This window comes from Streptomyces sp. NPDC088746 (genome assembly GCF_044751065.1).
In the GTDB taxonomy this organism is placed as follows: Bacteria; Actinomycetota; Actinomycetes; order Streptomycetales; family Streptomycetaceae; genus Streptomyces.
Genome location: NZ_JBIVLA010000002.1, coordinates 645,634 through 657,485 on the forward strand (window position 1 = coordinate 645,634; position 11,852 = coordinate 657,485).

General features: G+C 69.8%; 11 protein-coding genes and 1 pseudogene. 10 read left to right on the plus strand and 2 right to left on the minus strand.

From position 1 onward, the window contains the following. Positions 1–291 precede the first annotated feature (291 nt). The 10 genes and pseudogenes from ACIP63_RS10440 (at position 292) to ACIP63_RS10485 (ending at position 10,487) form a co-directional block, all read left to right on the plus strand. Positions 292–1,239 carry a MarR family transcriptional regulator gene (locus tag ACIP63_RS10440; protein WP_401513347.1) on the plus strand — a complete coding sequence of 316 codons (948 nt, stop codon included), beginning with the start codon at positions 292–294 and terminating at the stop codon, positions 1,237–1,239. 163 nt (positions 1,240–1,402) lie between these two features. Further along, positions 1,403–2,614: an amidohydrolase gene (locus ACIP63_RS10445; RefSeq protein WP_401513350.1), complete on the plus strand. Its 1,212-nt coding sequence runs from the start codon at positions 1,403–1,405 to the stop codon at positions 2,612–2,614. 207 nt (positions 2,615–2,821) lie between these two features. Beyond that, a complete protein-coding gene (locus tag ACIP63_RS10450; RefSeq protein WP_393767233.1) occupies positions 2,822–3,871 on the plus strand; it encodes a BMP family protein in 1,050 nt (349 codons plus the stop codon). A gap of 242 nt (positions 3,872–4,113) precedes the next feature. Next, positions 4,114–5,697, plus strand: a complete 1,584-nt coding sequence (locus ACIP63_RS10455; RefSeq protein ID WP_401515052.1) for an ABC transporter ATP-binding protein — start codon at positions 4,114–4,116, stop codon at positions 5,695–5,697. Next, the gene (locus tag ACIP63_RS10460; protein WP_401513353.1) at positions 5,697–6,815 is read left to right on the plus strand and encodes an ABC transporter permease; all 1,119 of its coding nucleotides are present in this window, start codon (positions 5,697–5,699) and stop codon (positions 6,813–6,815) included. Before ACIP63_RS10455 ends, ACIP63_RS10460 begins: the two co-directional genes overlap by 1 nt. After that, positions 6,812–8,077: an ABC transporter permease gene (locus ACIP63_RS10465; protein WP_401513355.1), complete on the plus strand. Its 1,266-nt coding sequence runs from the start codon at positions 6,812–6,814 to the stop codon at positions 8,075–8,077. Before ACIP63_RS10460 ends, ACIP63_RS10465 begins: the two co-directional genes overlap by 4 nt. Beyond that, on the plus strand, positions 8,074–8,472 hold the full coding sequence (locus ACIP63_RS10470) for a cytidine deaminase (RefSeq protein ID WP_401513357.1): 399 nt from the start codon (positions 8,074–8,076) through the stop codon (positions 8,470–8,472). The genes ACIP63_RS10465 and ACIP63_RS10470 overlap by 4 nt, the downstream gene beginning before the upstream one ends. 139 nt (positions 8,473–8,611) lie before the next feature. Next, positions 8,612–9,889, plus strand: a complete 1,278-nt coding sequence (locus ACIP63_RS10475) for a thymidine phosphorylase (protein ID WP_401513358.1) — start codon at positions 8,612–8,614, stop codon at positions 9,887–9,889. 58 nt (positions 9,890–9,947) lie between these two features. Beyond that, positions 9,948–10,121, plus strand: a pseudogene (locus ACIP63_RS10480) (Uma2 family endonuclease); the annotation flags it as partial. A 21-nt stretch (positions 10,122–10,142) separates the two neighbouring features. Then, positions 10,143–10,487, plus strand: a complete 345-nt coding sequence (locus ACIP63_RS10485; protein ID WP_401513360.1) for an STAS domain-containing protein — start codon at positions 10,143–10,145, stop codon at positions 10,485–10,487. Between the two features lie 7 nt (positions 10,488–10,494). Here ACIP63_RS10485 and ACIP63_RS10490 read toward each other — a convergent pair whose 3' ends face one another. Both ACIP63_RS10490 and ACIP63_RS10495 read right to left on the minus strand, forming a co-directional pair. Beyond that, on the minus strand, positions 10,495–10,806 hold the full coding sequence (locus ACIP63_RS10490) for a hypothetical protein (protein WP_401513362.1): 312 nt from the start codon (positions 10,804–10,806) through the stop codon (positions 10,495–10,497). After that, entirely contained in the window at positions 10,803–11,816 is a 1,014-nt protein-coding gene (locus ACIP63_RS10495) for a sigma-70 family RNA polymerase sigma factor (RefSeq protein WP_401513364.1), read from the minus strand. The genes ACIP63_RS10490 and ACIP63_RS10495 overlap by 4 nt, the downstream gene beginning before the upstream one ends. Positions 11,817–11,852: the final 36 nt, after the last annotated feature.

Sequence of the window (11,852 nt, forward strand, 5' to 3'; positions counted from 1 at the left end):
ACTCGTTCGGGGGTACGGAGACGGGTGCGGGCCCGAAGCTCAAGCTTCGGGATCCGAGGATCGAGGTCCGAGGGCCGGGACCCGAGACGTGTAGTCAACCGGTAGGGAAAAAAGGGTTCCGGGAAAACCTCCCCACCCTCCCGGACCCGTCACGGCCAGCAAGTATGACTAATCGTGACCAGCTTGCGGCGCAGCGTCGTGAGTGCTTACGGTGCGACAACTAAACGACCCCGACGTGGTGTTGGTCGCACCATGCCGGGGTCTCACCCCAAGATCGAAGAAGGCGATCTCGTGGCTACCCAGCACATTAACTCCGCCCTGCGCGCCCCCGCACCCCTCTCCCGCCCGTACGCGAAGGCCAACCCGGGTTACGGCAAGCGCTCCGCGCCGGACCAACGGCCGCCCCGGCCCGATGATTTCGCCCTGCTGCCGGAGCGCGAGCGGTACGTCGCCGGATACGTCGACCACCTGCCCGACGGCGCGGCGATGGACATCAAGTCCCTGGCCAAGTCCCTGCCGCCGTACGGGCAGATGGCCGTCGGCAGTGCATTGCGTGCCCTGGGCGTGGCCGGACACCTTCGCCACGTGCGGTGCCCCGCAGACGCCGGGGGCGGTCAGATCCGCTGGATCACCCGCACCTACTGGTCCCGTACCGCCCGCGACAACGAGTGGTGGGCCACCTTCCTCGGTGCCGCCCCCTCGGCTCCATCCGCCCCCGCCGTACCGCAGCAGCGGACCCAGGAGCCCGAACCGGCACCCGCGCCGGAGGAGGCCCCGCAGAAAGCCCCCACGACCGCCTACCTCGCTCTGGCCCAGCTCGGCCGGGCCGATGCCCGTCTCGCCCTCTCCGCCGCCGACTGCGCCGCACTGGAGGAGGCCGCCGCCGCCTGGCTCGCACGGGGTGTGACTGCCGAGTACCTGGTCCAGACACTCACCGCAGGGCTCCCGCCGGCCGTCGACTCGCCGGTCGGGTTCGTCAGGCGCCGCCTCCGTGACAAGCTCCCGCCCCTGCTGCCCACCGCCCCGACCCCGGACGCGCCGGGTGTGCCCGAGCACCGCCCCATGGTCGAGTGCACGGAGTGCGGCGCGCCGGGCCGCCCGGAGGCGCTCCCCGACGGCCTCTGCCGCTCCTGCCGCACCCCTGACGCGGCAGACGCGACGACCGCCCCGGAGCTGCCCGCCGAACGCGATGTCGCGACATACGTGGGAACCCTTCGGGACCTGCTCAAGCTGCCCTGAGTGTGGGAACCTCGCGCAGCCTCGCGCCGGAGCGGCGAATGGGAGAGCATACCCACCTCAATCCCTCGTCACACTCCGCAACACCGCTTTTTGTTCCCCTGAGCGGCTGAACTTTTGTCGATCAGTGGTCAGTTGTGGGTACCAGGGGCCTACCCTTGACTGGGTGAACCAGTTGAAGTCCCGTGCGCCCCACGCCGACGTCCTGCCCGGCGCCCTGCCCGACGACCTGCGTGCCGAGCTCATCGCCTTCCGCCGTGATCTGCACATGCACCCGGAGCTCGGTAACCAGGAGTTCCGTACCACCGCGGCCATCAAGGCGCGGCTCGAGAAGGCCGGCCTGGAGCCGCAGGTGCTGCCCGGCGGCACGGGGCTCGTCTGTGACGTCGGGGAGTGGGACGGCGTGACGCCGATGCTGGCGCTCCGGGGCGACATCGACGCGCTGCCGATCCCGGACACCAAGGCGGGGGTCTCCTACCGGTCCACGGTGCCCGACCGTGCGCATGCCTGCGGGCACGACGTCCACACGAGCTGTGTCCTGGGCGCGGGGCTCGTGCTGAGCGACCTGGACCGGCAGGGGCTGCTGCCCCGGCCGGTGCGGCTGCTGTTCCAGCCCGCCGAGGAGGTGCTGCCCGGCGGCGCGGCCGACGCGGTGGCGGCCGGGGTGCTGGAAGGCGTGGGGCGGATCATCGGGGTGCACTGCGACCCGAAGGTGGACGTGGGCAGGATCGGGCTCCGGATCGGGCCGATCACCTCCGCCTGCGACCGCGTGGAGATCTCCCTCGACGGACCCGGCGGACACACCGCCCGGCCGCACCTCACCACCGACCTGGTCACCGCCGCGGCCCGGGTGGCCACCGACGTGCCCGCGCTGCTCGCCAGGCGCGTCGACGCGCGCGCCGGGCTCGCGGTCACCTGGGGCCGGCTGCAGACCGGCCATGCGCCCAACGTCATCCCGCAGCACGCGGAGCTGTCCGGGACGGTCCGCTGCCTCGATCTGGAGAGCTGGCGCCAGGCCCCCGACCTGGTGCACGCGGCGATCGACGAGGTGGCCGGAATGTACCGGGCCAAGACGGTGATCGACTACGTCCGGGGTGTGCCGCCCGTGGTGAACGAGGCGGAGACGATCGGCCTTCTCGACGCCGCGATGACCATCCGCCGCGGATCGTATGCGATCGAGGACACCGAGCAGAGCCTGGGCGGCGAGGACTTCTCCTGGTACCTGGAGAAGATCCCCGGCGCCATGGCGAGGCTCGGCGTCCGGACGCCGGGTGACACGCGTGGCCTGGACCTGCACCGGGGCAACTTCGACGTGGACGAGGAGGCCATCACGGTCGGCGTGGAGCTGTTCACCGCCGCCGCGCTGCTGGACGTCTGAGCCCGGAACGCCCGCGAGCGGCCGTCCGCTCCCGCGTCCCGCGCGTCACCTTCGGGTGGTCGTCCGTAACCGGACAGGACACCTCCTGTTCGCGACGATCCGATAACAGCTTCCGTAGGGGTCCTTATCTGACATCTACGCGCGTTACGATCGCCGCGAAACCAGCGCCGGAAGAGGCGCTTCGGTCAGGTTTGAAGGAGCCTTCCCTTGCGCCGGATCACCAGGATTGCCACCGTGGGCGTCATGTCCGCGGCACTCGCGCTAAGCGTCACGGCGTGTGGCGAGTCTTCCTCCTCGAGTAGCAGTTCCGACTCCAAGGCCGACAAAACGGCTATCGCCTACGACATCGGTGGCCGCGGCGACCAGTCGTTCAACGACGCCGCGTACGCGGGCCTGGCCCGGGCCGAGAAGGACCTCGGTGTCAAGGGCACCGAGGCCGAGCCGTCGGACGGTGAAGCGGACGCCGACAAGGTGCAGCGCCTGACCGCACTGGCGCGCGCCGGCAACAACCCGGTGATCGGCGTCGGCTTCGCCTACGCCCCCGCCATCAAGAAGGTCGCGCCGAAGTTCCCGAAGATCACCTTCGGCATCATCGACGACGCCTCCGTGACCGGCGAGAACATCGCCAACATCGTCTTCAACGAGGAGCAGGGCTCCTACCTCGCGGGCGTCGCTGCCGCCAAGGTCACCAAGACCAAGACGGTCGGCTTCATCGGTGGTGTCGAGACCCCGCTGATCAAGAAGTTCCAGGCGGGCTTCGAGCAGGGCGTCAAGGAGACCGACCCCTCGGTCAAGGTCGTCCCGCAGTACCTGACGCAGCCGCCGAACTTCGACGGCTTCTCCAAGCCGGACCTCGGCAAGGCCGCCGCCCAGGGCCAGCTCGACAAGGGCGCCGACGTGGTCTACTCGGCAGCCGGTCTCGCCGGGTCCGGTGCGATCGAGGCCGTCTCCAAGGCCGGCAAGTGGAACATCGGCGTCGACTCCGACCAGTACAAGCAGGCGGGTCTGGCCGACTACAAGGAGTCGATCCTGACCTCGGTCACCAAGGACGTCGAGGACTCCGTCTTCAACCTGATCAAGTCCGTCCAGGACGGCAAGCCGCAGTCCGGTGAGGTCCGCTACGGCCTCGACAAGGACGGCGTCGGCCTGGCCATGTCCAACCCGGCCTTCACCAAGATGACCGATGTCATCGCCGCCGTGGACAAGGCGAAGAAGGAAATCATCGACGGCAAGATCACCGTCAAGACCGCCCCGTAACGATCCCGGTCGTCACGCTGGTTTCCCGTGGGCCCGGAGCGCGCACCGTCGTCGCCGCTCCGGGCCCGTGGGGTGCTCATCGAGGAAGTTGTGCCCTTCGCGGTGTCCTGCCCGCACAGGTCCGGAACCAGGTGTTCGGACCGTGCCGTGCGCCTACGCTTTACGATTCGGCAGCGCTACGCGTGTAGACGGTCCTCCGGCGCGATAACTTCACCCCGCCCCCTGCCCCTGTGCTCCCGCTCCTGTCCGGCCAAGGAGAGTGCGTCATCAACGCGTCCAGCAGTCCCCCTGCCGTAGAACTGCACGGCATCACCAAGCGCTTCCCCGGAGTCGTGGCCAACCACGACATCGGCATCACCGTACGCAAGGGAACGGTCCACGCCCTCGTCGGTGAGAACGGCGCCGGTAAGTCCACCCTGATGAAGATCCTCTACGGCATGCAGAAGCCGGACGAGGGCACCATCGCCGTGGACGGCGAGCAGGTCTCGTTCGGTAACCCCGGTGACGCCATCGCGCGCGGAATCGGCATGGTCCACCAGCACTTCATGCTCGCCGACAACTTCACCGTCCTGGAGAACGTCGTCCTGGGCGGCGAGAAGCTGCACGGTATCGGCTCCGCCGCACGCAAGAAGATCAAGGAGATCTCCGACGCGTACGGTCTGGGGGTCAGGCCCGACGCACTCGTCGAGGACCTCGGCGTCGCCGACCGTCAGCGTGTGGAGATCCTCAAGGTCCTCTACCGCGGCGCCCGCATCCTGATCCTGGACGAGCCGACCGCAGTGCTGGTCCCGCAGGAGGTCGACGCGCTCTTCGCGAACCTCCGCGAACTCAAGGCCGAGGGCCTCACTGTCATCTTCATCTCGCACAAGCTCGGCGAGGTCCTCTCCGTCGCGGACGAGATCACGGTGATCCGACGCGGCACGACGGTGGGCACCGCCGACCCCGCGAATACCACCTCCAAGCAGCTCGCCGAGCTGATGGTCGGCAGCGAACTCCCCTCGCCGGAGACCCGCGAGTCGACGGTGACGGACGTGCCGATGCTGCACGTCGAAGGGCTCACCCTCAGCGTGACGGACCCTGACGGGGCCGTGCGTGACGTCCTGTCCGATGTGGGCTTCACGATCCACAAGGGCGAGGTCCTGGGAATCGCGGGCGTCGAGGGCAACGGGCAGACCGAACTGATCGAGACGCTCGTCGGCATGCGGAACCCGGACAGCGGGGTCATCACGCTGGACACCGACGACATCTCGCGCACCCCCACGCGCAAGAGGCGTGAGGGCGGCATCGGCTACATCCCCGAGGACCGCCACCGCCACGGGGTGCTGCTGGACTCCCCGCTCTGGGAGAACCGCATCCTCGGCCACGTCACCGAGAAGCCCAACAGCAAGGGCTGGCTGCTGGACCCGAAGGCCGCACGCGCCGACACGGAGCGGATCGTGCGTGAGTACGACGTCCGCACCCCGGGCATCGAGGTCACCGCGGCCTCCCTCTCCGGCGGCAACCAGCAGAAGCTGATCGTCGGCCGCGAGATGAGCCACAACCCGAAGCTCCTGATCGCCGCCCACCCCACCCGCGGGGTGGACGTCGGCGCACAGGCGCAGATCTGGGACCAGATCCGCGCGGCGCGCCGCGAAGGGCTGGCGGTGCTGCTGATCTCGGCGGACCTGGATGAGCTCATCGGGCTCTCCGACACTCTGCGTGTCATGTTCCGCGGGCAGCTGGTCGCTGACGCCGACCCCGCCACCATCACACCCGAGGAACTGGGCTCGGCCATGACCGGTGCCGCCGCCGGTCACCTCGAAGCAGCACCGGAGGACGAGGCCTGATGAGGAAATTCGACAAGGACCGGCTGATCCTGGGCTTCGCCGGCCCGGTACTCGCCCTGGTCGTGGCCTTCGTGCTCAGCACCCTGGTGCTGCTCGTCTCGGACCGCGACCCCTTCGAGCTGTACCGCCTGCTGTTCGAGCAGGTGTCGTACAGCGACGTACAGGTCCTGATCATCAACCAGGCCGGGACGTACTACCTCGCCGCTCTCGCGGTCGCGGTCGGCTTCCGCATGAACCTCTTCAACATCGGTGTCGACGGGCAGTACCGGCTCGCGGCGATGATGGCAGCCCTCGTCGGCGCCAGCGTCAGCCTCCCCGGGCCGCTCCAGATCGCGCTGATCGTCGTCGTGGCGATGCTCGTGGGCGCCTTCTGGGCCGGCATCGCCGGCATCCTCAAGACCACGCGCGGCGTGAGCGAGGTCGTCTCGACGATCATGCTCAACTCCATCTCGACCTCCCTGATCGCCTGGCTGATCCTGCCGAAGAACTTCGGTGAGCAGGCTGCGGGATCCAACAACCTCACGACGGGCGACATCCCGGAATCCGGCTGGTTCCCGGGCCTCGCCCTGAGCCCCGACGCCGGAGAGATCTACGGTTTCACCTTCGTCGCCGTCGGCTGCGGTCTCGTCTACTGGCTCGTCCTGAACCGCACCCGCTTCGGCTTCGACCTCCGTGCCACCGGCGCCAGTGAGAGCGCCGCCCAGGCCTCCGGTGTGGACGCCAAGAAGATGATCCTCACCTCGATGCTGATCTCCGGTGCGATCGCGGGTCTCGTCGGGATGCCGACGCTGTTGGGAGACACCCACACCTACAGCCTCGACTTCCCCGTCGGCCTCGGCTTCACCGGCATCACCATCGCCCTGCTCGGCCGCAACCACCCGGTGGGCATCGCGCTCAGCGCGCTGCTCATCGCGTTCCTGGACAAGGCGTCGTCCCCTCTCGACCAGTTCGGCTTCGAGAAGGAGATCGCCACGATCATGCAAGGCCTGATCGTGATCTCGGTCGTCGTCAGTTACGAACTCGTCCGGCGCTACGGGACCCGCCGCCAGCAGCAGAAGGTCGGCGAGGAACTCGCCGCCGGCCACGCCCTCACCACCGAGAAGGAGGCGGCCCTGTGAGCACCAGCAAAGTCTCCGCCGCACGCGTCGCCGCCCCGAAGGGCGGCGGGCGGCGCAAGCTGTCCCTGCCCGTGGTCCTCCTGATCATCGCCGGTGCGCTCGCCCTCGTCTCGCTGGTGCGCCTCATCAGCGGCGCCGACGACGTGACCTCCGTGGGCCAGGTGAGCGGCGCCCTCGAACTCGCGGTCCCGATCGGCCTGGCGGGTCTCGGCGGCCTCTGGGCCGAGCGGGCCGGTGTCGTCAACATCGGCCTCGAGGGCATGATGATCCTGGGCACGTGGTTCGGCGCCTGGGCCGGTTTCCAGTGGGGCCCGTGGGTGGGCGTCCTCTTCGGCATCATCGGTGGCGCGCTCGGCGGGCTGCTCCACGCGATCATCACCGTCACCTTCGGCGTGAACCACATCGTCTCCGGTGTGGCCATCAACATCCTCGCCGTCGGCGTCACCCGCTACCTCTCCAACTTCACCTTCGCCGACGAGCCCGGCGGATCCTCCAAGCAGTCCCCGCGCCTCGAGGAGATCGACAAGATCACCATCCCAGGGCTCTCGGACTGGATGCAGGACCTGCAACAACACCACTGGTTCTTCGTGTCCGACCTCGCCGGCATCGTCGGAGGCCTGGTCACGGGACTGTCGTGGCTCACCGTCGTCGCCCTGCTGCTCATTCCCGCCACCTGGTACGTGCTGTGGCGCACGGCCTTCGGCCTGCGACTCCGCTCCTGCGGTGAGAGCCCGGTGGCGGCCGAGACCCTCGGCGTGAACGTCTACAAGTACAAGTACATCGCCGTGACGATCTCCGGCGGTCTGGCAGGACTCGGTGGTGCGTTCCTGGCCATCGTCGCCACCAGCATCTACCAGGAGGGCCAGACGGGCGGCCGCGGTTACATCGGTCTCGCCGCGATGATCTTCGGTAACTGGATGCCGGGCGGCATGGCGCTGGGCGCGGGGCTCTTCGGCTTCACCGACAGCCTCAAGCTCCGCGGTGGCGCGGAGAACGTCCACGCGATGCTGCTGCTCCTGGCGATCCTCCTGGTGATCGTCGTCTTCTGGCAGCTGTACCGGAAGAAGTACGTGAGCGCGGTGATCTCGGCGGTCATCTCCGGCGTGCTGTTCACCTGGTACGGCCTCACCGACCAGGTCCCCAGCCAGTTCGTGGACGCCGCGCCGTACGTCACGACCCTGCTGGTGCTCGCCCTGTCCGCGCAGCGGTTGCGCATGCCCAAGGCGGACGGCATGCCGTACCGCAAGGGCGAGGGCAAGTGACGGCTCCCTCGTCCGTCGACTGGGAGGCGCTCCGCGAGGCCGCCCGGGACGCGATGTCCCGGGCGTACGCCCCGTATTCAGGCTTCCCGGTCGGTGTGGCCGCCCTCGTCGACGACGGCCGCATGATCACCGGATGCAACGTCGAGAACGCCTCGTACGGCATCAGCCTGTGCGCCGAGTGCGGGCTGGTCTCGCAGCTGGCCGCCACGGGCGGCGGCCGGCTGACCCACTTCACCTGTGTGGACGGCACGGGCGCCGCGCTCGTGCCGTGCGGGCGGTGCCGGCAGTTGCTGTACGAGTTCGGGGGGCCCGGCCTCGTCCTGGAGACGCCGGACGGCCTCCGTACGCTCGACGAGATGCTGCCGCAGGCCTTCGGTCCGCAGCACCTGGGGTAGTGCCCCGCCGCCGTTCCGTTCACCCCCGGCGGGCCCGACCGGCCCACCGGGGGAACGCGGCGGCGGAACGTTCCCTCTCTATGCGCGTAGAGTCAGCAGGGCTCTCGCCCACCCCTCCGGCCGGAAGGACCCCCATCCCATGGACGCCATCTCCGTCATCCGCACCAAGCGGGACCGAGGCGAGCTCAGCCCCGAGCAGATCGACTGGGTCATCGACGCGTACACCCGCGGCGAGGTCGCCGACGAGCAGATGTCCGCACTGGCCATGGCGATCCTGCTCAACGGCATGAACCGTACCGAGATCGCCCGCTGGACCGCCGCGATGATCGCCTCCGGCGAGCGTATGGACTTCGGGGCGCTCTCCCGCCCCACCACCGACAAGCACTCCACCGGCGGCGTCGGCGACAAGATCACCCTGCCGCTCGCCCCGCTGGTCGCCGCCTGCGGCGCCGCCGTGCCGCAGCTCAGCGGCCGGGGCCTCGGCCACACCGGCGGGACCCTCGACAAACTGGAGTCCGTCCCCGGCTGGCGCGCCCACCTCTCCAACGCCGAGATGCTGGACGTCCTGGACACCACAGGCGCCGTGATCTGCGCGGCAGGCGACGGGCTCGCCCCCGCCGACAAGAAGCTGTACGCGCTGCGCGACGTCACCGGCACCGTCGAGGCGATTCCGCTGATCGCCAGCTCGATCATGTCCAAGAAGATCGCCGAGGGCACCGGGGCGCTCGTCCTGGACGTCAAGGTCGGCTCCGGCGCCTTCATGAAGACGATCGAGGACGCCCGCGAACTGGCCTCCACCATGGTCGCGCTGGGCACCGACAGCGGCGTACGCACGGTGGCGCTGCTCACCGACATGGCGACGCCGCTCGGCCTGACGGCGGGCAACGCCCTGGAGGTACGCGAGTCCGTCGAGGTCCTCGCCGGTGGCGGCCCCCGCGACGTGATCGACCTGACCCTCGCCCTCGCCCGCGAGATGCTCGACGCGGCCGGACTCAAGGACGCCGACCCGGAGAAGGCCCTGGCCGACGGCTCCGCCATGGACGTCTGGCGCCGCATGATCTCCGCCCAGGGCGGCGACCCGGACGCCGAACTCCCCGTCGCCCGCGAGCAGCACGTGATCAGCGCCCCGTCCTCGGGCGTGCTGACCCGCCTCGACGCCTACGACGTCGGCGTCGCCGCCTGGCGCCTCGGCGCGGGCCGCGCGCGCAAGGAGGACCCGGTGCAGGCGGGCGCGGGCGTCGAGCTGCACGCCAAGCCGGGGGACACGGTGACCGAGGGCCAGCCGCTGCTGACCCTGCACACGGACACCCCCGAGAAGTTCGAGTACGCGCTGAAGGCCCTGCCCGGCTCGTACGACATCGCACCTGCCGGGACGCCCTTCACCGCCACGCCGGTGGTGCGGGAACGTATCGCCTGACCTGCGGCTTTCCCTTTCGGGTGAACGGGACCGGTGGAGCACCACCGGTCCCGTTCGGCAGCTGTTCCTGCTGCTCGACCCCTGGCACACCGGGCGCCCGACCGCGACCCTGTACGGGGAGCCGAGCGACGGCACCTACCGGGTCCTGGAAGCGGTCGAGTACGGCGAGACGCTGACGCTGCCGAAGCCGTTCGGGCTGGACCTGGACACCGGGGCATTCCCTGTCAGCTGAGTCACAGGTGCGCGGGCGCCGATGAGTTTCGGGCATCCCGCCGGTCTCCCTGGTGTGGATGCCATGACTCCGAACGCCCTCGTCCTCACCGGCCGGGTCACCCGCGCCGATGTGCCGGGCCTCTGCGCCCGGCTGGAGGCGCTGCTCAGCGGCCCCTCAGCGGTCGCCGTGGTGGACTGCGACGTGGGCGGTGTCGTGCGCCCGGACCTGGCCCTGGTCGAGGCCCTCGCCCGGCTGGGGCTCGTCGCACGTCGCGCCGGGGGCGTCGAGCTGCGGCTGCGTAACGTCCCGGCCGAACTCGGGGCGCTGCTCGACCTGGTGGGGCTCGGTGACGTGGTGGGCAACGTCCGGTCGGTCCCGGAGTGACCCGTGTTCAGCGGGCCACAGCGGTGTCGCGGGCCACGCTGTAGCTGCAGTCGACCAGCTGCGCACGTCCTTCCGCGTACTCCTCCGGCATGTCCTTCAGCGACGGCACCGGGACCGCCGACGGCGTCGGTGCCGGCCACCGCGTCGGGCATGAACCCTCCGGCTGCGGGCCCGGCTCGGTGGTGTCGGCCGGAACCCGGGCGCCGCGGCCCGGGCCGGGGCCCGCCGTGGCGGCCGGCTCGCCCAGCCACAGCGTCGCCGCCCAGCCACCCGCCACCAACAGGGCCCAGACGATCACCACAGGACGTCTCACAGTCACGCGGCGTCGTCCAGGTGGTCCGGCAGTCCGAACAGCGGGAACCAGCGCGGGGTGTCCAGGAAGCAGTGCATCCCGGTGATGGCACCGTCCGAGATGTCGATGACCTGCACCGCCCACGGGACGAACCCCGGCCCCTCCGGATTCGGCTTGTAGTGCGCGAAGGCCGGCGACCCGTTGGCCTCGGTCGCCACCAGCCGGGAACCCGCGCAGCTCGCGCCGATGCTGAGCATGAAGCCGGTGATGTCGTCGTGGCCCTGGAGCCAGAGGTCGAACGGCGGCATGGTCATCACGGCGTCCTCATGGAGCAGCGCCGTCAGCGCCGCCATGTCGTACCCCTCGAACGCCGCCACATAGCGGTCCAGCAGCTTGCGCTGCTCGTCGTCCAGCGGATTCGCGGGGTCCGGTGCCGTGGTCTCCGTGTCCGACAGCGTGGCCCGGGCGCGCTGCAGGGCGCTGTTGACCGAGGCGACGGAGGTGTCGAGCAGCTCGGCGACCTCGCTCGCCTTCCACGCCAGGACCTCACGCAGGATCAGCACCGCACGCTGCTTGGGCGGCAGATGCTGGAGCGCGGCGACGAACGCGAGACGCACCGACTCACGGGCCACGGCCGCCTCCGCCGGGTCGGCCACCGAGGGCAGGATGCGGCCGTCCGGCATCGGCTCCAGCCAGGTGTTCTCCGGGAGAGGGTTCAGCGCGGCCTGGGCCAGCGGTGTCGGGCCGGTCAGATCCACCGGCCTGGCCCGCTTGTTGCCCGCGTTCAGCATGTCCAGGCAGACGTTCGTCGCGATGCGGTACAGCCAGGAGCGAAGGGAGGAACGGCCCTCGAACTTGTCGAAGTTGCGCCAGGCGCGCACCAGCGTGTCCTGGACCGCGTCCTCCGCCTCGAAGGCCGAGCCGAGCATCCGGTAGCAGTAACCGGTCAGCTCGACCCGGTGTCCCTCCAGGCGGCTGTCGATGTCCGCTGTCGCTGTCTGATCACTCATCGCTTCACCCCTGTTGCGCTGTGACACCGCTCACTCAGCACTGTGGAAGCTACCGCAGGGCAC

Bases quoted from the DNA above. Each gene is read 5' to 3' on its own strand.
- ACIP63_RS10475 (WP_401513358.1), top strand. From the start codon at position 8,612: ATGGACGCCATCTCCGTCATCCGCACCAAGCGGGACCGAGGCGAGCTC.
- ACIP63_RS10460 (WP_401513353.1), top strand. From the start codon at position 5,697: ATGAGGAAATTCGACAAGGACCGGCTGATCCTGGGCTTCGCCGGCCCG.
- ACIP63_RS10485 (WP_401513360.1), top strand. From the start codon at position 10,143: ATGAGTTTCGGGCATCCCGCCGGTCTCCCTGGTGTGGATGCCATGACT.